Source organism: Acinetobacter sp. PK01 (assembly GCF_022819285.1).
GTDB classification, from domain to species: Bacteria; Pseudomonadota; Gammaproteobacteria; order Pseudomonadales; family Moraxellaceae; genus Acinetobacter; species Acinetobacter tandoii.
In genome coordinates this window covers 2,765,261-2,786,615 of record NZ_CP094643.1, presented here as the reverse complement: position 1 = coordinate 2,786,615, position 21,355 = coordinate 2,765,261, and the positions used below count along the sequence as shown (strand labels likewise).

21 protein-coding genes are annotated in these 21,355 nt (G+C 41.4%); 15 read left to right on the top strand and 6 right to left on the bottom strand.

The features are described from left to right. Positions 1-31: 31 nt before the first annotated feature. From MP622_RS13150 to MP622_RS13130, 5 genes are all read left to right on the top strand, one after another. Positions 32-499 (top strand): YchJ family protein, encoded by a 468-nt coding sequence (locus tag MP622_RS13150; RefSeq protein WP_243791312.1) that lies wholly within the window; start codon positions 32-34, stop codon positions 497-499. A 63-nt stretch (positions 500-562) separates the two neighbouring features. Then, positions 563-1,207 (top strand): trimeric intracellular cation channel family protein, encoded by a 645-nt coding sequence (locus MP622_RS13145; protein ID WP_044738759.1) that lies wholly within the window; start codon positions 563-565, stop codon positions 1,205-1,207. A gap of 214 nt (positions 1,208-1,421) precedes the next feature. Further along, on the top strand, positions 1,422-2,741 hold the full coding sequence (locus MP622_RS13140) for an MFS transporter (RefSeq protein ID WP_243791310.1): 1,320 nt from the start codon (positions 1,422-1,424) through the stop codon (positions 2,739-2,741). Between the two features lie 262 nt (positions 2,742-3,003). Then, the gene (gene parC, locus MP622_RS13135) at positions 3,004-5,223 is read left to right on the top strand and encodes a DNA topoisomerase IV subunit A (RefSeq protein ID WP_243791308.1); all 2,220 of its coding nucleotides are present in this window, start codon (positions 3,004-3,006) and stop codon (positions 5,221-5,223) included. 151 nt (positions 5,224-5,374) lie between these two features. Next, entirely contained in the window at positions 5,375-7,051 is a 1,677-nt protein-coding gene (locus MP622_RS13130) for a long-chain-fatty-acid--CoA ligase (protein ID WP_016168521.1), read from the top strand. A 46-nt stretch (positions 7,052-7,097) separates the two neighbouring features. Here MP622_RS13130 and MP622_RS13125 read toward each other — a convergent pair whose 3' ends face one another. Beyond that, on the bottom strand, positions 7,098-7,484 hold the full coding sequence (locus MP622_RS13125) for a hypothetical protein (protein ID WP_016168520.1): 387 nt from the start codon (positions 7,482-7,484) through the stop codon (positions 7,098-7,100). A gap of 108 nt (positions 7,485-7,592) precedes the next feature. On the opposite strand from MP622_RS13125, the gene MP622_RS13120 reads away from it, so the two are divergent. Together MP622_RS13120 and ppa are read left to right on the top strand one after the other, a co-directional pair. After that, on the top strand, positions 7,593-7,991 hold the full coding sequence (locus MP622_RS13120; RefSeq protein ID WP_104441226.1) for an MAPEG family protein: 399 nt from the start codon (positions 7,593-7,595) through the stop codon (positions 7,989-7,991). A 111-nt stretch (positions 7,992-8,102) separates the two neighbouring features. Next, entirely contained in the window at positions 8,103-8,627 is a 525-nt protein-coding gene (ppa, locus tag MP622_RS13115) for an inorganic diphosphatase (protein WP_016168518.1), read from the top strand. A 102-nt stretch (positions 8,628-8,729) separates the two neighbouring features. Here ppa and MP622_RS13110 read toward each other — a convergent pair whose 3' ends face one another. Then, positions 8,730-10,055, bottom strand: coding sequence for an OprD family outer membrane porin (locus MP622_RS13110; RefSeq protein WP_104441225.1), 1,326 nt, complete (start codon positions 10,053-10,055; stop codon positions 8,730-8,732). A 1,228-nt stretch (positions 10,056-11,283) separates the two neighbouring features. Between MP622_RS13110 and MP622_RS13105 the strand changes: the two genes are divergently transcribed. After that, positions 11,284-12,054 carry a TorF family putative porin gene (locus tag MP622_RS13105; RefSeq protein WP_243791306.1) on the top strand — a complete coding sequence of 257 codons (771 nt, stop codon included), beginning with the start codon at positions 11,284-11,286 and terminating at the stop codon, positions 12,052-12,054. 67 nt (positions 12,055-12,121) lie between these two features. Here the strand turns inward: MP622_RS13105 and MP622_RS13100 are convergent, their stop codons facing one another. Beyond that, positions 12,122-13,609 carry a YifB family Mg chelatase-like AAA ATPase gene (locus tag MP622_RS13100; protein WP_243791305.1) on the bottom strand — a complete coding sequence of 496 codons (1,488 nt, stop codon included), beginning with the start codon at positions 13,607-13,609 and terminating at the stop codon, positions 12,122-12,124. A 66-nt stretch (positions 13,610-13,675) separates the two neighbouring features. After that, positions 13,676-13,903, bottom strand: a complete 228-nt coding sequence (locus MP622_RS13095; RefSeq protein WP_016168503.1) for an accessory factor UbiK family protein — start codon at positions 13,901-13,903, stop codon at positions 13,676-13,678. Positions 13,904-14,181: 278 nt separating this feature from the next. Between MP622_RS13095 and glnK the strand changes: the two genes are divergently transcribed. From glnK to MP622_RS13060, 7 genes are all read left to right on the top strand, one after another. After that, positions 14,182-14,520, top strand: coding sequence for a P-II family nitrogen regulator (gene glnK / locus MP622_RS13090; RefSeq protein WP_016168502.1), 339 nt, complete (start codon positions 14,182-14,184; stop codon positions 14,518-14,520). Positions 14,521-14,578: 58 nt separating this feature from the next. Continuing rightward, positions 14,579-15,982, top strand: coding sequence for an ammonium transporter (locus tag MP622_RS13085; protein WP_044738775.1), 1,404 nt, complete (start codon positions 14,579-14,581; stop codon positions 15,980-15,982). 140 nt (positions 15,983-16,122) lie between these two features. Further along, positions 16,123-16,584, top strand: a complete 462-nt coding sequence (gene nrdR, locus MP622_RS13080) for a transcriptional regulator NrdR (RefSeq protein ID WP_026441105.1) — start codon at positions 16,123-16,125, stop codon at positions 16,582-16,584. A gap of 8 nt (positions 16,585-16,592) precedes the next feature. Continuing rightward, entirely contained in the window at positions 16,593-17,678 is a 1,086-nt protein-coding gene (gene ribD / locus MP622_RS13075; protein WP_044738776.1) for a bifunctional diaminohydroxyphosphoribosylaminopyrimidine deaminase/5-amino-6-(5-phosphoribosylamino)uracil reductase RibD, read from the top strand. After that, the gene (locus MP622_RS13070; protein WP_016168498.1) at positions 17,675-18,964 is read left to right on the top strand and encodes a DNA adenine methylase; all 1,290 of its coding nucleotides are present in this window, start codon (positions 17,675-17,677) and stop codon (positions 18,962-18,964) included. Before ribD ends, MP622_RS13070 begins: the two co-directional genes overlap by 4 nt. Before the next feature lie 27 nt (positions 18,965-18,991). Beyond that, positions 18,992-19,651 carry a riboflavin synthase gene (locus tag MP622_RS13065; RefSeq protein ID WP_104441222.1) on the top strand — a complete coding sequence of 220 codons (660 nt, stop codon included), beginning with the start codon at positions 18,992-18,994 and terminating at the stop codon, positions 19,649-19,651. A 107-nt stretch (positions 19,652-19,758) separates the two neighbouring features. Further along, positions 19,759-20,307 carry a VTT domain-containing protein gene (locus MP622_RS13060; protein WP_243791303.1) on the top strand — a complete coding sequence of 183 codons (549 nt, stop codon included), beginning with the start codon at positions 19,759-19,761 and terminating at the stop codon, positions 20,305-20,307. Positions 20,308-20,367: 60 nt separating this feature from the next. Here MP622_RS13060 and MP622_RS13055 read toward each other — a convergent pair whose 3' ends face one another. Together MP622_RS13055 and MP622_RS13050 are read right to left on the bottom strand one after the other, a co-directional pair. Then, positions 20,368-20,586, bottom strand: coding sequence for a hypothetical protein (locus MP622_RS13055; protein ID WP_016168495.1), 219 nt, complete (start codon positions 20,584-20,586; stop codon positions 20,368-20,370). A gap of 130 nt (positions 20,587-20,716) precedes the next feature. Then, positions 20,717-21,352 (bottom strand): hypothetical protein, encoded by a 636-nt coding sequence (locus tag MP622_RS13050; protein WP_016168494.1) that lies wholly within the window; start codon positions 21,350-21,352, stop codon positions 20,717-20,719. Positions 21,353-21,355: the final 3 nt, after the last annotated feature.

Here is a 21,355-nt window from a genome sequence, read left to right as displayed (position 1 = left end):
CACTGTTCGGGCTATTTTATTGGGAAAATGTATGTCAGAAGAACAATGCCCTTGTGGCTTAGGATTATATGCCGAGTGTTGTCAGCCTTTGCATTTAGGACAACGCATTGCAGTCAGTGCGGAACAGTTGATGCGTTCTCGTTATAGTGCTTTTGCCAAACAGCAGATTGACTATATTGTGCAGACCACGGCATTGGGGCAACAGCAGGCTTTGGATGTTCCTGCCATTAAAGCGTGGAGTGAATCTAATCAATGGTTAGGTTTAGAAGTGGTACAAGCGCAGGAAAAACTGGACAAGAGCCATGCCCAAGTGGAATTTAAAGCGCATTATCATGATGGTCAGCAGGCCCAAACACATCATGAAGTTTCACATTTTGTGAAACAGGCCGGGCACTGGTATTTCCTTGATCCGACTACAGAGCAACTCATCACCATGAAACAGCTCTGTATTTGTGGGTCGGGTAAAAAATTTAAGCAATGTTGTGCACAATTTTTATAACGTTCAGTTTGGATTTGGCTTAGAATAGCCCGCATCTTAACCCTTCAATGGAAGCGCAGGGCGATGTTACTGACCATAATTTATATTATTGCGATTACGGCTGAGGCCATGACTGGGGCACTGTCTGCTGGTCGACGTAGTATGGATTGGTTTGGGGTAATTCTGATTGCCTGTGTGACCGCTTTAGGTGGTGGGTCGGTCCGTGATGTATTGCTCGGACATTATCCATTGACTTGGGTCAAGCATCCTGAATATTTGGTCCTGACTTGCTGTGCCGCGTTGTTTACCATTTTGATTGCCAAGTGGATGCGCCATTTGCACAATATTTTCTTGGTATTAGATGCGTTAGGCCTGATCGGCTTTACCATTATTGGTTGCCAAATTGCCTTGTCGATGGGACATGGTTTTGTGGTTTCCGCAGTAGCAGGCATTATGACAGGGGTATCTGGCGGGATTTTGCGTGACATTTTGTGTAATGATGTCCCATTAGTATTCCGTCGTGAGCTCTATGCCAGTATTTCTTTTGTCGCAGTGATTTGTTATTGGGTCTGTCTGGAAATTGGACTATCCCTAGAGTTGACGGTGATTTCAACCCTGATTTTTGGCTTTTCTTTACGTCTGATTGCGATTTATTTTGGTCTGGAAATGCCGAAATTTATTTATAAAGATGATGATGCCGATTCTGCCTCTTCAACTGATACGCATTAATCAACGATTGCAATTTCGCCAAAATTTAAAATGATAATGCCCAAAGCCAAATTTGGGCATATACTTAAAATATAAAATAAATTTCATTTCCCCATCGCTCAACAGAATTTATTAAAATAGACTGCGTGGTATTTTTTCTTCTGTAACAACATAAAATTGCATAGCAGTTCTTTTCAATGTTGTTATTTTCCTCATCTTAACTTGAGTCATCACTATGGATTTAGTTTCACGTGTACAACGTTTACCTGTTGGAAAGTTCCACTATACCTTGCTGTGGGTGATTGGCTTGGGCTGGATGTTTGATGCCATGGATACTGGGTTGATTTCCTTCATTTTGACCAAGATGGCAACCGAGTGGAGTATGAGTCCCGCAGAAAAAGGCTGGGTGGTGTCGATTGGTTTTGTCGGTATGGCGATAGGTGCGGTCTGTTCAGGAGCATTGGCTGACCGTTGGGGACGTCGTAATGTGTTTGCTGTGACGTTGGTCACTTATAGTATTGCCACAGCGTTGTGTGCCTTTGTCCCAAATCTGACATGGTTGTTGGTATTTCGCTTTATTGTCGGCTTAGGGCTGGGTGGACAACTCCCCGTTGCGGTGACTTTGGTCAGTGAATACATTCCTGCACAGGTACGTGGACGATTTATTGTATTGCTAGAAAGTTTTTGGGGACTGGGCTGGCTAGTGGCTGCTTTGGTGTCCTATTTTGTGATTCCGAGTTATGGCTGGCATGTTGCGTTCTTAATTGGCGGTTTGCCTGCGCTGTATGTGTTCATGATTTTAAAGAAAGTACCAGAATCTGTACCGTACTTAATTAATCGGGGACGGATTGAAGAAGCCCATGCCTTGGTGCAAAAACTGGAGCGTGAATGTGGGGTGGAAGTCATTCAGCAGATTGAAGTAAAACCAGTTGCCGCTAAGCAAAGTGTGTCTTTTTCACAACTGTGGTCAAATCCTTTTGCAAAACGTACTTTAATGCTGTGGCTGATCTGGTTTGGCATTGTCTATTCTTATTATGGCATTTTCACGTGGTTACCCAGCCTGTTAGTCAAACAAGGTTATAGCATTGTGCAGTCATTTGAATATGTACTGGTGATGATTTTGGCACAACTTCCAGGCTATATCGCGGCCGCTTGGCTGGTCGAGAAACTAGGACGTAAATGGACATTGGCAGGTTTTATTGGCTTATGTGCTGTTTCGGCTTACTTCTTTGGACAGGCAAATACCGTTACTTTGATTATGTTCTGGGGCTGTCTGATGTCGTTCTTTAATTTAGGCGCATGGGGCGTACTCTATACTTATACCCCAGAACAATATCCGACCAATATTCGTGCCTTTGGTTCGGGTTGGGCCTCTGCGATTGGGCGTATGGGCGGCATCGTGGCGCCGTTGGTAGTGACGCAAATGATGGTGCAGAGCAATGGCTTTCATCATGTATTTATGATGTTTACCGCAGTCTTGCTTGCTGTAGCATTGGTCATTTTGGTTTTAGGTGAAGAAACCAAAGGCAAAACATTAGAATCGATTGGTATGTAGAATTTGCAGAGAGTTTGGGCGGCAAAATTGTCGCCATTCTATATTTTGGCTTATTGGCTGAACTTGTGTTAAACCTATTGCTGTGAAAATAAAAAATTATAAGTTGATCATTTATTTAAAAGTGGATAATTTTACGACATCAGAGACCCATTAAGACACAAATTGTCGTGGTAGTAGATGGCACACCCTTGTGCAGTCACAGTCTGAGACTTAGCATAAGAACTTAGATAAAAAAACGATTTGATTAGGATGAAAGGTTGTTATGACGAACCTTGCGCATCACGCAACTGAAAACCGCTCCGTCGCAGAATTTACTGAACGCGCCTACCTCAATTATGCCATGTACGTGATTATGGACCGTGCTTTGCCTCACATCAGTGATGGTTTAAAGCCTGTTCAACGCCGTATTGTGTATGCCATGAGTGAGCTTGGACTCAAACCAAGTGGTAAACCGAAAAAATCTGCACGTACTGTGGGTGATGTATTGGGTAAATACCATCCACATGGTGATTCGGCATGTTATGAAGCCATGGTGTTGATGGCACAACCGTTTAGCTATCGTTATCCATTTATCGAAGGTCAGGGCAACTGGGGTTCACCTGATGATCCTAAGTCCTTTGCTGCCATGCGTTATACCGAAGCCAAATTGTCACAGTACAGTGAGGTATTGTTGGCAGAATTGGGACAGGGCACCTGTGACTGGCAAGATAACTTTGATGGTTCAATGAAAGAACCTGTCAATTTGCCTGCTCGTGTGCCGAATATTCTGTTAAATGGTACAACAGGTATTGCGGTCGGTATGGCCACTGACATTCCACCGCATAACTTGCGTGAAGTGGTCAAAGGTACAATCGCCCTGATTCGTAACCCAAATTTAAGTGATGAGAAAGTCGCAGAATATATTCCTGCTCCTGATTTACCGACCAAAGCTGAAATTATTACCCCTCCGAGTGAATTACTTAAAATTCAAACTACAGGTCGTGGTAGTTACCGTATGCGTTCGGTGTACAGCATTGAAAAAAATGAAATTGTGATTACCGACTTGCCTTACCAAGTGTCAGGATCAAAAGTGATCACACAAATTGCTGATCAGATGCAAGCGAAAAAATTGCCATTGGTGAGCGATGTTCGTGATGAGTCGGATCATCAAAATCCAACTCGATTGGTTATTGTCCTGCGCTCGAACCGAATTGATGCAGAAGCGGTGATGAGTCATTTATTTGCCACAACCGATTTAGAATCTAGCTATCGCGTCAATATGAATATGATTGGTGCAGATGGTCGTCCGCAAGTGAAATCGATTCGTCGTATTTTATTGGAATGGATTGAAATTCGGAAAGAAACAGTCACGCGTCGTCTGCAATATCATTTAAATAAAATTGAAAAACGCCTGCACATTTTGGCAGGTTTGCTCATCGCATATCTAGATATCGATACCGTGATTCGCATCATCCGAGAAGAAGAGCATCCGAAAGCGGAATTGATGTCACATTTTGGCATTGATGAGATTCAAGCCGAAGCCATTTTGGAATTGAAATTACGCCACTTGGCGAAATTAGAAGAAATGGAAATTCGCCGTGAACAAGAAGAGCTGGAAGCCAAAGCTGCCATTATTCGTGAACAATTGGCGAATCCAGAATCTTTAAAATCACTGATTATTAACGAACTAAAAGAAGATGCGAAACGTTTTGGTGATGATCGTCGTTCGCCAATTGTACAACGTGCTGAAGCAACAGCCATTAGCGAGCAAGATTTGATGCCTGCTGATCCTGTGACGGTGGTGTTGTCGGAAGCAGGTTGGATTCGCAGTGCGAAAGGGCATGATATTGATGCCGAGAACCTGAATTTCCGTGCGGGCGATCAGTACCGCAGTCACGCACAAGGCAAGTCTAATCAAAAAGTTTATATTTTAGATCAGACGGGGCGCAGTTATGCATTGGCAATTAATAGTTTGCCTTCTGCCCGCGGTCTAGGTGAACCTTTGAGTTCCAAGCTTGCGCCTGTCAGTGGGGTAGGTTTCCTTCAAGTACTAATAGAAGATGATGAAGCAGAAATTTTAGCGATGAGTACGAAGGGCTACGGCTTTAAGACCCAAGCCAAACAGCTTGATACCAATGCTAAAGCAGGTAAAGCCTTCTTGACTGTGCCTGAAGATGCCAAACCATTACCGTTATATCCTTTAAAGGACGCGACCCATTTGGCATTATTAAGTACGGCTGGACGGTTACTCATTATCGATTTGTCAGAATTACCAATCCTGAATAAAGGTAAAGGTAATAAATTGATACAACTTGAAGATAAAGATCAAATTATATCTATGACAACCTTAAATTTAGATGAAATAATTCAAGTGGTTGCAGGCCAGCAACAACTTAAAATAAAAGGCGATGATTTACAAAAATACATGGGCAAGCGTGCGACAAAAGGGCAACTGTTACCACGTGGATATCAAAAAGCAAATAGACTGTTGGTTCAGAGATAAAACTAGCATGTATTTGTCGAAATAAGTTATATATGTGGCTGTGTTCGTGAAAATGGATACGGGAATGTGCATCAACAAGCTAAATAAACACACACAAACCCGAAAAAAAAGCTGCATATTTTAAGGACTATAGATTGGAGAGATTGGGATTATGGAAAAGATTTGGTTCGCTGAATACCGCAAGACAGGAATTCCTGAAACTGTAGAATTACCGCCAGAGAACACCTCTTTGGTTGATGTATTTGAGCGTAATTTCCAAAAATTTGGTTCACGTGATGCTTTTATCTTTATGGATAAAGCGCTTACATTCAGTGAACTTGACGAAGCGAGTCGTAAATTTGCTGTTTATCTACAAAGTTTAGGTTTGGCGAAAGGTTCTCGTGTAGCAGTCATGATGCCAAACGTTCTCCAATATCCAGTGGTTGCTCTTGGTGTATTGCGTGCAGGTCTGGTGCTTGTGAACGTTAATCCGCTATACACTGCGCGTGAACTTGAACATCAATTAAATGATTCAGGTTCTGAAGTTTTAGTCATTATTGAAAACTTTGCTTCGGTTTATCAGAGCATTATTGGTAAAACGCCAGTAAAACATGTCGTGGTTGCCTCTGTCGGTGACATGTTGGGTACTTTAAAAGGGACTCTAGTGAATTTTGTGTTGCGTTCAGTACGTAAGCAAATTCCTGCGTGGAATATTCCAGGTCATATCCGTTTTAACGCGGCTATGTCAAAAGTAAGCCCAAGCAACTATAAACGTCCAAATCTAACCCTCAGTGATACGGCTGTTTTACAGTACACTGGTGGTACTACGGGTGTTTCTAAAGGTGCTGAGTTAACCCATCGTAACCTTGTGGCTAACTTATTACAGTGTGATGGTATTTTCCAAAGTAAATTTGGTGCTCAAGATGGTCAGCCAGATGACCGTATTTTCTGTGCTTTGCCGCTGTATCATATTTTCGCGTTTATGGTTTGTGCTATGTACGGTATGTATAAAGGTCAAGCCAATGTTTTAATTCCGAACCCGCGTGATTTACCTGCGGTGATGAAAGAATTACGCAAATATCAACCAACATTCTTCCCAGCAGTAAATACCTTATTTAATGCTTTGGTCAATAATGAAGAGTTTAAACAGCTCGACCACAGCAAACTTAAAATGGCTATGGGCGGTGGTATGGCCGTACTTCCATCGACTGCAGAAGCGTGGAAGAAAGTCACAGGTACGAACATTATTGAAGGTTATGGCTTATCTGAAACTTCACCTGTAGCAACAGCAAACCCACCTGCTTCGGATGAATTCAGTGGCACGATTGGTATTCCATTACCATTAACTGACATTGCAATTTTAGATGATGATGGCAATCCAGTTGCATTGGGCGAGCAAGGTGAAATCTGTATTCGTGGTCCTCAGGTGATGAAAGGTTACTGGAATCGTCCAGATGAAACTGCCAAAGTGATGGTGAATGGTTTCTTCCGTACAGGTGACATCGGTGTAATGGATGATCGCGGCTACACCAAAATTGTTGACCGTAAGAAAGATATGATTTTAGTGTCTGGCTTCAACGTTTATCCTTCTGAAATTGAAGAAGTGATTGCCAAGCATCCAAAAGTGCTTGAAGTTGCTGCAATTGGTGTACCTGATGAAAAATCAGGTGAAGTACCAAAATTGTTTGTTGTGAAAAAAGATGCCTCTTTAACCACTGAAGAAGTTCTTGAATTTGCAAAAGAGAACTTAACAGGCTATAAACGCCCACGTTATGTAGAGTTTATGGAAGAATTACCAAAATCAAATGTAGGTAAAATTTTACGTAAAGATTTACGTAAGACTGCATAGAATTTTGTATAAAAAAGCGCCTCAGGGCGCTTTTTTTTGCTATGGCTTATTTTTTCTTCATCAGCCAGCGGTCAAAATAAGGGCGGCCTACACCTGCAATACCAATAAAAATAAAGATGGTGCCGAACTGACGGCTAAAGCCAGAACGATTAAAAGTGCCGTAGCTCAAGAAATTATCCACCAAGCAGTAAATCAGGGTAATCAGCACCCAATGCCAGAGGGGCAGGCGACGAATGCCTACAGCCCAAAATGCAACCCAGAGCAAAATAAAGGTGCAGACAGTTGACCAGATATTCATGTTGGCACAAATGACTGTGAGTAAAAAAGCAACAATAGGGAACACAATAGCGAGTACACGATCCATCTGCCGTTGATGTTGGCGCTGTTTTTCCAGTTCATCGAACAGTTTGTGCTGCTCCGCATTAAATGACATAGATATTCCCGAATGGCTTGGTAATCAAAACACTATATTTAACAAAAAATATTCTAGAATTGCCATGCTATGATAAGGCTAATTCATACTCTCACGAGAACTCAATTGATGCACAGTATTAGCGGTATTGTCTATCTCATCTTAATTGCATGTTTATTACCTTATGTTTTTAGTCTTATTGCTAGACTTGCGAGTGGTTTTCAGGTCAAAGACAATCAATATCCGCGTGAGTTTTTGAACAATTCAACAGGTATTGCTGCACGTGCCAATGCCGCACAACAAAATAGTTTTGAAGGATTACCTTTATTTATTGCTGCTGTTTTAATGGCGGAATATATGGTTGTGTCACAATCTGTGATTATGACTTTTGGCATTGCTTATTTGGTGTTACGTGTGATCTATGGGGTCTGTTATTTGGCCAATTGGGCGACATTGCGTTCAATTGTCTGGTGTCTATCTTTATTGTGTCCAATTTCACTGCTGATTTTGGTGATCAAACTCAGCTAATGAACGTGCATATTCCCTATTTTTGCGGGGCAGATGTATAATCGCTCCGTGATTAAACCGAAGACTTTAATTTCGGTCTCAATATAATTTAAATCGTTAAAGAGTGATGCTATGAGTTACAGCAATATCCCTGCGGGTAAAGATGCACCAAATGACATTTATGTCATCATTGAAATTCCTGCAAATGCAGCGCCAATCAAATATGAGATTGATAAAGATTCTGATGCTTTATTTGTAGATCGTTTCATGGGTACAGCAATGTTCTACCCAGCGAACTACGGTTATGTACCAAATACTTTGTCTGAAGATGGTGACCCGCTTGACGTACTTGTTGTGACTCCACATCCAGTTGAGCCAGGTTCTGTGATTCGTTGCCGTCCTGTGGGTAAATTGAACATGGAAGATGACGGTGGTATCGATGCGAAACTTATCGCTGTTCCACACGAAAAATTAACGCCAATCTATAAAGATGTTCAGGAATATACTGATCTTCCTCCACTTTTAATTCAGCAAGTGGAGCATTTCTTTGCTCACTACAAAGATTTAGAGCCAGGCAAATGGGTGAAGTTAACAGGTTGGGAAGGTGCTGAAGTTGCTAAGCAAGAAGTGCTTAAAGCAATTGAAGCTGCAAAATAATTTCTCAATAAAATAGTGGTTTAGATGAATTTGTTTTTCTGAACCCATAAAAAAACCTGCACACTGTGCAGGTTTTTTTAAATCTCTGAAAATGACTTCAAATTAGAAGAATTTTACAGGGATATCTAACCAAATACGCCATTCGTTGGTGTCACCAATGTAGTTGCTTTGGTAGTTGTCGCTTGCGCGGTAGTATGAGTGACGTAAGCGTAAGCTTGAATCTTTAGCAAAACCAGATTGAACTGTATATTTGACTTGGTTAAAGAATTCACGTTCTTGTTCATTATCACTGATCATAGTGCCTTTATTGTCAGTTGCTTTAATGTCCCAACCATAAACAAATGCAGTAGTCCACGTTAAACCAGGTACACCATAATTCGCAAAATCTAGGCTATATTGAAGTTGAAGTGATTTTTCATCATTACCAATGAAGTCAGAAAGGTAAGAGTTTGGTAAGTAAACTGTTTGATGGCCATCACCAACACCTTTACCTAAGCCATAGTCATAACCAGTATTACCACTGTTTTGTTGGTACGCAACCATTACATTGTGTGGACCAGTGTTGTAGGTCGTAGAAAATGCAAAAATAGTGTTGTCAAAAGAATCGTTTGCTGAACCAATTTGAGAATACAAATATTTATTCGCGCCCTTATCCCATTCAGTGTGGTAACCACTGAAGTCATAAGTTAATGAGCTATTGTTTGCCAACGCTTGCTTGTAATTGGTATTGATATAATGACGCTCTAAACGGTCTTTAATGTCAGTACCATAGTAAGATGCATTTAATTGATCATTAAATTTATATTTTGCACCCCAAACCACTGCGCGATCTAATTCATTGCCATCAGTGGTTACTTGGTCTGAATATTGGTTTTTAGTGAATTTACCAGCAGTAAGCTCTAAACCTTTAATTTCACGGCTAGTCGCTAAAACACCTTCAAAATATTCAGGAACTAGACGCGCAGTATTACTTGCAAGTACTGGCAAGTCGAGTACTTGAGTACCATAACGAACTTCAGTATTAGAGATACGTGCTTTTACGATACCGCCACCACGAGCCCAGTGGTCATAAGCATCAACATGACCATTTGCATCTTTTGCACCATCATTGTGTAATGGAATCATCCCATTGCCAGCGTGGTTATTTTCGCCAAGTTTGAATGAACCATCACCAATTACACCTACACCAAAACCAACAAGGCCTTTGGTATAACCAGATTCAATTTTAACCATTGCAGTTTGAGCAGCTGAACTCGTATCTGCTGTACCATGTTTTTTGTCACGAGATAAATAACCAGTGCGGAACAACACTGATCCTTCAGCATCTTCTACAAATCCTTTTGCTTCACTTTGTTCGCTTGCATAAGCTGTAGTAATAAGGGCAGCCTGAATTAATACTGCTAATGTAAGTTTTTGCGCCTTTGGCATAAGAAACAACCTCAAAAAAAGATAGATTCAGAATTTCGTTTTTTGGCATAACTCGAAATTTTAATAAATTGTATAATTAATCTATAAAAAAGATAGATTTTTATTAATTTTATTTCATTCTTGTTACCGGCTACTTGACGAAATTGCTTTCTTGTAGTTTAGCCAGTGATAAACAATATTTATACTTAAACCTTTAATTCATAATAAAAATATATTTTATTAAATGGAAAATTTCCACTGCTTTTGTTTCGATCAAACACAGAAAAATCACATATTCTTTTGTTTATTTTTTCTTCAATATCGACTTGATTGATCGTTTTATATTCAAATAATGGCTTGCTTTTATGAATCAACTCAATTTCTAAATGAAAATGAGAAATGTTTCATTTAGGTGCAGGACAATTCCCGCTGAACGCCTATCATAAAATGTTGGAGTACATTGCGATTCGCATTAGATTTTAGATAAGGGTGTGGTCAGTTATAGTGCATGTATTTTGTACAATTTCTGCTGTGAAAATTAACTTGTGAACAAAAATAAAGCATTTTAATACTCAGTCAGCGCAGTTTGATTCAAATTTTACTAATCCAATGTGTTCTTCGTTATAAAAGCCAAACAGAAATGTACCTCATCACCCCAGTCTCTTTTTTTTGCTACAAATACCATGATGAATGTGAATTTAATGATATTGAGAACAATATAAATGTCATACGGGGCTTACACGACTTTATTGATTGGTAAGCTTAAAATAAATTTTATACTGTTTATTTAGCGAGTTATGCCTTTTCAACGGAACAATATAAGAACTATGAATGGTCTGAGTGATGTATCCAACGCTTTTTCGATAGGGGGTGATGCTGATCATTTGAGCTATCCCGATGAGGAATATTGATCAGCCTTATTGAGAAGTTTTGATAATAAATGAAAGAATAATTTTTGTAAGTACTTGTTATTTATTATTTTATATGAAATTTACGGTCTTTTTACGTTACAGATATGTTGAGTCGTTTTATGGTATGGCCGATCAAGTTCAGAACTTTTTAGACACAGCGTATGGTTTATAAAACGCTATCACTATGGAAATTGATAGTTCAGCCTGAAGTTTCTCAATATTTGACAGCGAACAGCAATGTACAAATATTTTTTAAAGTTGGCATAGCGCTTGCTAATACATTTCTGAGTTTATTAATTACAGCAAAACGTCGTAATTCGATGTGGGGGAACCTCAGAATGAAATTCACATTAAAAGTATTATCTATGGCGGTTGTTGCAGCGGCTTCAACATTTACCTTTGCGGATGATCAAGCAGCATCACCATTTGGTCTTTCTTTTAGCGGCAATGCAGCAGTAACAACAGACTACCGTTTCCGTGGACTGTCTCAAACTCAAAATGATCCAGCAGTACAAGCAGGTTTCACACTTGCACATGATTCAGGCGTGTATTTTGGGCTTTGGGGTTCAAATGTAAACTTTGGTTCAGGGACGCCAAGTTTAGAGTTAGATCCATCGCTTGGTTTTGCAACCACGTTGGATAGCTTTGCCAGCAAACCTTTATTGGATGTGGGTGTTGTGTATTACAACTATCCAAGTGCATCTGACTTAAGTTGGGTTGAATTTTATGGCAAATTGACTTTCGCAAGTGTGTTGGCTGAAGGGGACAGCATTCTGACCAATGTGAACTTTACCAATGATTATGCAGGTGCAGATACAAATAGCTGGAATGTGAATGCAGGTTATTCTGTTCCATTTGGTTCAACAGGTTTTGGCGGTGTAGCAAGTGTGGGCTATACTGTTGTGGATGATGAAGACAAATATTCGTTTGGTGGCGACGATAACTATGTAGACTGGAAAGTCGGTGTTAACTATGCATTTAAATCAATTTCTGGGGCAACGGCTGAATTAGCAGCAGTAGGTACAAATATAGATACAGATGCTATGGATGATGCAACAGCTCGTGGTGTAGAAACAGGCGCAGTGTTTACCTTAACCAAAACATTCTAAATTTAAGGGTGTTAAAAAAACCTCTAGTTCTTTGGACTAGAGGTTTTTTATTTGGAATTTAACCGTATTAAAGGCTTTGCTGCCGATACGATAGAGCTTCACTTAAATGTCCAGTTTGAATTTCAACAGAATTTGCTAGGTCAGCAATGGTTCTGGCAACTCTTAATACCCGATGATAGGCCCGTGCAGATAAATTTAAACGTTGTTGAGCCAATTCAAGCATTTTTTTGGTTTGTTCATTCAATCCTGCAAATTGTTCCAGTTGTTGTGGATTCAAAGCATGATTTAAACAATTTTGTCGTTGAATTTGTTGCTCGTAGGCTTGAGTCACACGATGACGCACTTGATCAGAGTTTTCAACAGGTGCATGTTCTTGTAATTCATGTACCGTAAGCGGTGGTACATCAATATGCAAATCTATCCGATCTAATAGGGGACCAGAAATTCGATTTTGATAACGTTTGATGGCCTCTGTGGAACATTGACAACGTTGATCCTGATTAAACGCATAGCCACATGGACAAGGATTCATGGCCGCGATTAACTGAAAATTGGCAGGATAAGTCATTTGACGGGATGCCCGAGAAATCACAATTTCTTTAGATTCTAAAGGCTGTCTAAGTACTTCCAAGACTTTACGATCAAATTCAGGAAGTTCATCTAAAAATAGAACGCCTAAATGGGCTAAAGTAATTTCGCCTGGTTTAGGATGTGAACCGCCACCCACCAATGCAATGGCTGAAGCAGTATGATGTGGCGCGCGAAAAGGGCGGTGTCCAAAATGATGCTGCGTATTGGCAACAGAATAAATACTGGCTACTTCTAAATTTTCACTAGAACTGAGCGGTGGAAGAATACTAGGTAGACGCGATGCCAATAAGGTTTTGCCTGTGCCAGGGGGGCCGCGAAACAGTAAGGAGTGACCACCTGCTGCTGCAATTTCTAAAGCACGCCGTGGACGAAGTTGTCCTTTCACATCAGCCAGATCAAATTTATAGCGATGTAAAGGCGAGTCGACAGGCTTTTGCACTGGAGATAACGGTTTGTGTTGGCTTAAGTGTTCACAAACTTCTTTGAGATTTTTTGCTGCATACACATCAAAATGGGGTAGTTGTGCTGCTTCAAATGCATTTTGTTCGGGCAAAACCAATTGGTGCTGAGCTTGCTGACATGCGATGGCAATACTTAAAGTCCCAGTGGTTGGACGTAATTGACCATCTAGTGCCAATTCTCCAATAAATTCAAGATGATCGATATTTTGTTCTGGGAGTTGCCCAGATGCAATTAAAATACCCAACGCTATCGGTAAATCTAGGCGTGAACCATCTTTGGGCAAATCTGCGGGTGCGAGATTAATCGTGAGTCGCTTACTTGGGAATTGAAAGCCACTATTAATAATGGCTGAACGAACCCGATCTTTACTTTCCCGAACAGCAGCTTCTGCTAATCCTACAATGGTAAGTGATGGTAATCCTTGACTTAAATGAACTTCGACTTCAATCAGTGGGGCGTGCAGACCCAATAGCCCTCGCGTATTTATTTTGGCAAAAGACATCTTATTGTTCCATTTTGGTGCATTATTTTTGATCGTTATTGGTTTTTTATTGCACTAATAATGTGCTTATTTTTTGTTCTGAATTTTTTGTTCAAGAGCTTCGACTTGGAGGAGTAATTCGGTTAAGCGTTGATTGGCATTGTTAAGCGCAGTTTTCTGACGTTCAATTTCGTCACGAGAAACCAAATCCATTTTCGTCACGGCCTCATTTAATAGGGCTCTTAAATTATGTTCCAAATCGGTTTTTGGTTGTTCTATTTGTTCTAGAATGGCTTGTAATAAAGTTTCAATCATTGTTGTATCCACATTGCTGAAGAAGAGCGGGAGCAGTGTAGCACTGCTTCGACAGAGACTATAGTGCTATCTCAATAATCCTGAACATGATCTGGCGAAAATAGCCGACTTTTGGCTAAAAATCTCGAATATTAAAGACCTAAGCTTCGATTAAAAGATAAAAATAAGGTATAAATAGAGTTGTGTATCAGGTTTTTATTTCCCTCAACCTTAGAAATCTTGGCACGAAAATTGAACATAAAACCTTACTGGTGAAAAAAGCCGAAGGAAAAACAAACATGAAGCTAGTAACTGCAATTGTAAAACCCTTTAAATTAGATGATGTGCGTGAAGCATTGTCAGAAATTGGTGTCCAAGGGATCACTGTGACAGAGGTCAAAGGTTTTGGCCGTCAAAAAGGTCATACTGAGCTGTATCGTGGTGCAGAGTATGTCGTTGATTTTCTTCCAAAAGTTAAAATTGAAATCGCGATTAGCGATGAAATGGTTGATGCAGTGATTGAATCGGTCACTCGTGTTGCGAGCACTGGAAAAATTGGTGACGGAAAAATCTTTGTAACTAACTTAGAGCAAGTAATCCGTATTCGTACAGGTGAAACAGGTCCAGATGCTGTTTAATTTGGCATAAAGTTTGCAGAGTATCGAGTAACTCGCAAAATTAGGTTGGGGGACACGAATGAAAAAAATGCTACTCGCGCTGAGTCTATCAGGCGCACTTTTAGGTGGTTCTGTTGCTTGGGCTGAAGACGTAACCGCATCTGCTCCATCAGAAGAAGTCACAACAACAGTTGAAACGACTGCAGCGGCATCGCCAGATGTACAAGCAGTTGCGACACCTGCTCCAGTTGAAGAAGCTGCAGCTCCTGCGGCTGAAGAACCAACCCTCGATACGGGTGATACAGCTTGGATTCTAGTTTCCACAGCATTGGTCTTGTTAATGACCATTCCTGGCTTGGCGCTTTTCTACGGCGGGATGGTTCGTAAGAAAAACGTATTAAGCACCATGGCACACAGTTTTGTTGCAGCAGCCGTAGTGAGCCTTGCTTGGGTAATTGTAGGTTATACACTTGCATTTACTGAAGGAAATGCCTTTATTGGTGGGTTTGACAAGATTATGTTGTCAGGGATTACCACAACCGCATTAACAGGCACAATTCCTGAAATTCTGTTTGTTATTTTCCAAATGACTTTTGCGATTATTACTGTTGCCATTATCAGTGGCTCAATTGCAGAACGAATGAAATTTGGAGCCTTTGTCGCATTTATCGCGATCTGGGTGGTTGTGGTGTATGCACCAATTACCCACTGGGTCTGGGGTGGTGGCTGGTTATTTAACGATGGCGCACTTGATTTTGCGGGTGGTACAGTCGTACATATTAACTCAGGTGTTGCGGGTCTAGTTGCAGCATATATGTTAGGTAAACGTATGGGGCTAGGTCGTGAATCTATGGCACCGCATAACCTGACATTAACAGTGATTGGTGCAAGCCTTGTTTGGGTTGGCTGGTTTGGTTTTAACGGTGGTTCAGCACTGGGTGCAAATGGTTCTGCTGGTTATGCGTTGGTTACTACACAAGTTGCAGCAGCAGCGGCGGCAATTGCATGGTTAATTACTGAAAAAGTGGTGCGTGGTAAAGCTTCTGTACTGGGTGGTGCATCTGGTGCGGTAGCAGGTCTGGTTGTGATTACTCCTGCGGCTGGTTTCGTGACCGTTGGTGGTGCCTTGGCGATGGGTCTGATTGGTGGTGTGGTTTGCTTCTGGGGGATTACAGGTCTGAAACGTGCCCTTAAAGCAGATGACTCATTAGATGCTTTCGGCTTACACGGTGTTGGCGGTATTGTGGGAGCGATTCTTACCGCAGTCTTTGCCAGTGAATTCATCATGGGAGATAAAGCACCTGCAAATATGATGAGCCAATTGTGGGTTCAAATTGAAGGTGTACTTGCGACTATTGCTTACTCAGCAGTGTTAACTTTCGTGATCCTCAAAGTAATTGATGTGGTGATTGGTATCCGTGTTGAAGCTGATGATGAACGTATGGGTCTGGACTTAAGTCAACATGGCGAACGCATTGAATAATTTTCTTACGATATAATCAATATATTGTGTAAAACAGCCCGAAAGGGCTGTTTTTTTTCCATATCTAGCGTAATGCTCTACAAAAACCAGAATTTTTGCTACACTCAGAATTCAAGAATGTTATGTTTAATTCAACCGCCATGCATTGTCCTTTTTGCAACGCCGCAGACAGTAAAGTTATTGACTCGCGCTTAGCCGCTGAAGGCTGTCAAATTAGACGTCGCCGTGAATGTATTAGTTGCGGTGAGCGTTTTACCACATTTGAAAGTTTTGAAGTAGTCATGCCACGTGTGATTAAATCAGACGGTAAAAATGAGCCTTTTGACGAAGCAAAGCTACGTCGTTCGTTAATGCATGCTTTACAAAAGCGTCCCGTCACACAAGAACAAATTGAAGCTGTGTTGAGCGATATTCAACTGCATATTCGTCGTTTAGGAGAACGTGATGTGAAGTCACGCACCATCGGTGAAATTGTCATGCAAGCTTTATTTGCTTTGGATCATGTCGCTTATGTGCGTTTTGCTTCGGTCTATCAGGACTTTCAGGATGTAGAAGCTTTTCGTCGTCAAATTGAACAGATGCAGCAACGTGAACATGAATGAGTATGCCCATGTCTGAGTTAAACCAAGACCAAATGTGGATGCAACGTGCTATCCGTTTGGCACAACAGGGGCAGTATTCCACTAAGCCAAATCCAAATGTGGGTTGTGTGATTGTCAAAGATGGACAGTTAGTGGGTGAGGGGTTTCATCCACGTGCGGGACAACCTCACGCAGAAGTATTTGCCATGCGGCAAGCAGGTGATTTAACACATGGTGCAACGGCTTATGTTACTTTAGAACCTTGTGCACATTATGGTCGGACTCCGCCTTGTGCCAAAGGCTTGGTTGAAGCGGGAATAGCCCAAGTTGTCGTTGCTTGTTCCGACCCTAATCCTTTAGTGGCAGGTAAAGGTATTCATATTCTTCAGGAAGCCGGTATTCAAGTCAGGACTGGGGTGTGTGAGGCTGAAGCTGCGACATTGAACCGTGGCTTTCTTAAGGCGATGGCAATAGGTTTGCCTTATGTGCGCTTGAAAGTTGCTTCCAGTTTAGATGGTCGAACTGCAATGGCATCAGGGGAATCGAAATGGATTACTGGCGCAGAGGCTCGATTGGATGTTCAGCATTGGCGTGCCATTTCAGGCGCAGTGATTACAGGCATTGATACGGTTTTAGCAGATGACTGTTTATTAAATGTGCGTCAACTGCCAGATGTTGAAGATATCAATACCGTGGTTCAGCCCAAACGCGTTATTTTAGATCGACAAGGCCGACTGCCTTTAGATGCCCAAATTTTACAACATCCCGATACGGTCATGGTCATGGGACCCTTCCGTCCTGAACTGGCGCAGTTGGGTGTGATACAGTTAGAAATTCAATCTTTAGAAAGTTTATTAAGAACCTTAAAAGATTTTCAAATTTACGATGTGTTGGTAGAAGCAGGTGCGACTTTATCCAGTGCTTTCCTACAGCAGGGTTTGGTGGATGAGCTGATCAGTTATGTTGCACCCACCTTATTAGGTCAATCCGCACGCGCGATGTTTAATGCAGAGTTTGAGCATTTGGCAGAGCAACTTCGATTTAAGCTCATCGATGTTTCCCAAGTTGGAAATGATGTGCGCTTAAGACTAACTCCCCTTCAAGAGTCTATATGAATCAAGAGTCTACGGTTTATCATAAACGACGTCACGCGGCACGGACCACAGACGAATACTTATTCCATCAATTGGTTCCTTACTTAGGAAACAAGCGTCGTTTATTACATCTGATTTTAGAGGCACTTGAACAGACGGGAACCTTGAATGCCAAAGGTCGTTCGCCTATTTTTGCTGACTTTTTTGCGGGTAGTGGTGTGGTCTCCCGTTTGGCCCGTCAAAATGGTTATCGTGTGATTGCCAATGACTGGGAACCTTATAGTCATGCCTTGAACCATGCAATTTTGGCCTGTGTGGATGCCCCTGCATTTAAAGAATTGGGTGGCTATCAAAAGGCAATTGACTATTTAAATCGCCTGCCAGAAGTCAAAGGTTGGGTGACGCATAACCTATGCCCCCGCAATGATGAAATTTATGATCCTGCCCGTGACCGATTGTTCTTTAAACGTCGTAATGGTATGCGGATTGATGCGATTCGTCAGCAAATTGCCACTTGGCAAGCGCAAGGCGCGATTGATGATGTGGAAATGAGTGCTTTGTTGGCGCCATTATTGTATTCAGCCAGTTTTGTCAGCAATACCAGTGGTGTCTTTAAAAGTTTTCATCATGGTTGGGGGGGTAAAACCCAAACAGCCTTGGAGCGTATTGAATCCTTGCTCTGGCTAACCCCAAGCCGTTTTTGTGAAATAGGCGATCCAAAACGCCCTGCCGCAGAAATGTGGTGTGTCGACGCACAGCATTTAGCCAATCAGATGAGTGGTTTTGAAGTGGATGTGGCGTATTTAGATCCACCTTATAATCAGCATGCTTATAGCAGTAACTATCATGTATTGAATGCCTTGACCTTATGGGATCAAGTGGACTTGCCAAGCCCTGATACCAAAGGTTTTAAGAGTGGAATTGACCGCGCATGGCGTAAAGAGCGCCCGAGTCCGTACAATTCTTCTAAGTATGCCAAGGAAGCCTACGAAAAGTTATTGTCGACCATCAATGCACGCTATATTCTGACCAGCTATTCGACTGATGGTAATATTGAAGCCGCTGATTTGCTTAAAGCCAATCTTGAGCGTGGACGTGTCACGTTGTTAACCCAAGATGTCCCACGTTATCGCGTGAGTAAGCAACGCCAGTCGGAACGTGCACGTGTATTGGAGTTTATTGTGATTACCGATACTCATGCGAAGCCAGGTCCGCCATTACGTCAGTTACTCGGTCAACTGTATCATTTCGCAGAATTGGGTGGCGTCGATACCTCAGGTGTGAGTACCCAATTGGCATTGTGGTAAGTCCAAATTCAAAAAAAGAGAAAGATTATGTTTACAGGAATTATTGAAAGCCTTGGTCGAGTCGAAAGCTTGCAAAGTGTGGGTGGTGATGTACGTTTACGTATTCAAACGGATTTGGACATGTCAGATGTTCACTTAGGTGACTCAATTGCAACCAATGGGATTTGCTTAACAGTGATTGAATGGGGCGACAATTGGTACGCCGCAGATGTGTCACGTGAAAGTTTAAATCGAACGACGTTGGGTCACTGGAAGGTCGGACAACCTGTCAATGTAGAAAAAGCCATGTTGCCGACCACACGGTTTGGTGGACATATTGTTAGTGGTCATGTTGATGCTGTCGGTGAGATTACCTTGGTCCGTGAGGATGCGCGTTCACTTTATTTTGAAGTGACGGCACCTGTAGAAATTGCCAAATATTTGGCCGAGAAAGGGTCGGTGACAGTAGATGGTATCAGTTTAACGATTAACCATTTGCGCGGTAATATTATTAGCCTGAACTTAATTCCACATACGGCAGAACGTACCAATATTGGCACGTGGAAAGCGGGTTCGAAAGTGAATTTGGAAGTCGATGTTTTAGCACGTTATATAGAACGTTTATTGCTAGGTGATAAAGCAGCAGAGACCCAAGCACAGTCCAAAATCAGCATGGATTTCTTGGCGGAAAATGGCTTTTTAAAATAAAAAGTATATATCGCATTTGAAAACAGCCTAAAATATAAGGCTGTTTTCTTTTTATTCGAGTGAAATAAAGCACGTGATACTTAAATTGATTAGCCTAGACTTATGTAATGCTTGATTTTTTTCTGAATCTAGAACAAATGCTGCCGCTTTTACTGTCGCAGTATGGCATATGGATTTATGCCATTTTGTTTCTGGTGATTTTTGCAGAAACAGGCTTTGTCTTTATGTTTTTTCTGCCTGGCGATAGTTTATTGATCGCCGTAGGTGCTTTGTGCTCATCCTCTGCGATTATTCAGCTCCATAGTATGGGAATATTACTCATAATTGCCGCGATATTAGGTTATGCCGTAAATTATTATACGGGTAAAAAATTAGGCTTTAAGTATCTACATCGTCATTCACGTTGGATGAAGCCTGAATATCTGAGTAAAACCAATCATTACTTTGTTAAACATGGCGGCAAAACCATTATTCTGGCGCGTTTTATCCCTTTTGTGCGCTCATTTGCCCCTTTTGCGGCGGGTGCAGGAGAGATGAAGTTTTCTAGTTTTATGTGGTACAACACCATTGGAAGTTTAATCTGGATTGGCGTTTTACTCAGTATTGGTTATGGCGCGGGCAATATCTTTTTTGCAACCCTTGAGTTTATCGAGTGACTTGCTCAAACAAGTCACTCAACTTTGCGAAGCGAATATTTAAAGATTCATGGTCAATAATTAATGTTTAATAATCGTCACCACGGGTTCAGCATGGTAGCTTGCGTTGAGTCCTTGTGGGGAAATGCTGAAATGGCCTTTTTCTGACTCGCGGGAAAGAAAGATCGAAAGTGATTGAAAATCGGTGCGGCTGATCAGTAGTTTTTGAGCAGACACAATCCATTGTTCGCCTGAATCGAGAGCAGCAATGCGGTGAGAAACGTGGTTCAGTAGGTCCATTTTTTCTTCCTAATTTATTGATATGTCAATTTTTGGCGTCAACACTTTAAAGTGTTTATTTTAAAGTGATGACTATATTGTGACATTTATGTGTCATTTTCATGACACCCATCAAATTGAAGTAGAAAAATTAAACGGTTGGTTTTACATCAGAAAAATTAGAATTATGTAATATGTATTCAATTTCTTCTTGCGCTGCGGAACGTAATTTATTACGGAATTTACTCACAGCTTGTTCAATGTGAGCTTCGGCCTCGAGTTCTAAGCGTAAGCGCACAGTTTCTAATTCAGACAAAATTTGTTGATCTGAAACATGCACCATGCCTGGGGCAAAGTTCAGATTTTGGTGACTATCATTGACATGATAGCGTTCGGTATAGCGTAGCGTTTCTTGTTCAATATGCTGGCGCAAGCTGTCTAAAGTATGTGTTTGTTCAGCATATTGACGTTTTTCATCCTCAAATAACTGTTGGGCATATTGTTCAGTTGCAGCCCGCTTATTGGCTAAGGATTGTTCTAAAGCCAATTGACGACGAATTCGTGCTTCTTCTATCAGACGTGCTTTTAAATCTGCATAAGCTTGTTCTATAACCTGCTGTGCTCGTGCTTGAGCTTTCTGATCTGCTGCAAGCCAGAGTTGAGTCTGTGTCTCGGGTTGTAATAAATCACAAATATGATTCAGATCATCCATAAATGTCTGACGTACAGCTTCAGGCGCTTCTAGCCAGCGCTGTTTAAAATCTGGACCGACATTTAATGCCACCATATT

Coding starts and splice junctions, on each gene's coding strand:
- ppa (WP_016168518.1), top strand. CDS start 8,103: ATGAGTTACAGCAATATCCCTGCGGGTAAAGATGCACCAAATGACATT.
- MP622_RS13100 (WP_243791305.1), bottom strand. CDS start 13,609: ATGTCTTTTGCCAAAATAAATACGCGAGGGCTATTGGGTCTGCACGCC.
- MP622_RS13145 (WP_044738759.1), top strand. CDS start 563: ATGTTACTGACCATAATTTATATTATTGCGATTACGGCTGAGGCCATG.
- parC (WP_243791308.1), top strand. CDS start 3,004: ATGACGAACCTTGCGCATCACGCAACTGAAAACCGCTCCGTCGCAGAA.
- MP622_RS13105 (WP_243791306.1), top strand. CDS start 11,284: ATGAAATTCACATTAAAAGTATTATCTATGGCGGTTGTTGCAGCGGCT.
- MP622_RS13060 (WP_243791303.1), top strand. CDS start 19,759: ATGCTTGATTTTTTTCTGAATCTAGAACAAATGCTGCCGCTTTTACTG.
- MP622_RS13095 (WP_016168503.1), bottom strand. CDS start 13,903: ATGATTGAAACTTTATTACAAGCCATTCTAGAACAAATAGAACAACCA.
- MP622_RS13065 (WP_104441222.1), top strand. CDS start 18,992: ATGTTTACAGGAATTATTGAAAGCCTTGGTCGAGTCGAAAGCTTGCAA.
- MP622_RS13110 (WP_104441225.1), bottom strand. CDS start 10,055: ATGCCAAAGGCGCAAAAACTTACATTAGCAGTATTAATTCAGGCTGCC.
- nrdR (WP_026441105.1), top strand. CDS start 16,123: ATGCATTGTCCTTTTTGCAACGCCGCAGACAGTAAAGTTATTGACTCG.
- MP622_RS13070 (WP_016168498.1), top strand. CDS start 17,675: ATGAATCAAGAGTCTACGGTTTATCATAAACGACGTCACGCGGCACGG.
- MP622_RS13085 (WP_044738775.1), top strand. CDS start 14,579: ATGAAAAAAATGCTACTCGCGCTGAGTCTATCAGGCGCACTTTTAGGT.
- MP622_RS13125 (WP_016168520.1), bottom strand. CDS start 7,484: ATGTCATTTAATGCGGAGCAGCACAAACTGTTCGATGAACTGGAAAAA.
- glnK (WP_016168502.1), top strand. CDS start 14,182: ATGAAGCTAGTAACTGCAATTGTAAAACCCTTTAAATTAGATGATGTG.
- MP622_RS13120 (WP_104441226.1), top strand. CDS start 7,593: ATGCACAGTATTAGCGGTATTGTCTATCTCATCTTAATTGCATGTTTA.
- MP622_RS13140 (WP_243791310.1), top strand. CDS start 1,422: ATGGATTTAGTTTCACGTGTACAACGTTTACCTGTTGGAAAGTTCCAC.
- ribD (WP_044738776.1), top strand. CDS start 16,593: ATGTCTGAGTTAAACCAAGACCAAATGTGGATGCAACGTGCTATCCGT.
- MP622_RS13150 (WP_243791312.1), top strand. CDS start 32: ATGTCAGAAGAACAATGCCCTTGTGGCTTAGGATTATATGCCGAGTGT.
- MP622_RS13055 (WP_016168495.1), bottom strand. CDS start 20,586: ATGGACCTACTGAACCACGTTTCTCACCGCATTGCTGCTCTCGATTCA.
- MP622_RS13130 (WP_016168521.1), top strand. CDS start 5,375: ATGGAAAAGATTTGGTTCGCTGAATACCGCAAGACAGGAATTCCTGAA.
- MP622_RS13050 (WP_016168494.1), bottom strand. CDS start 21,352: ATGGTGGCATTAAATGTCGGTCCAGATTTTAAACAGCGCTGGCTAGAA.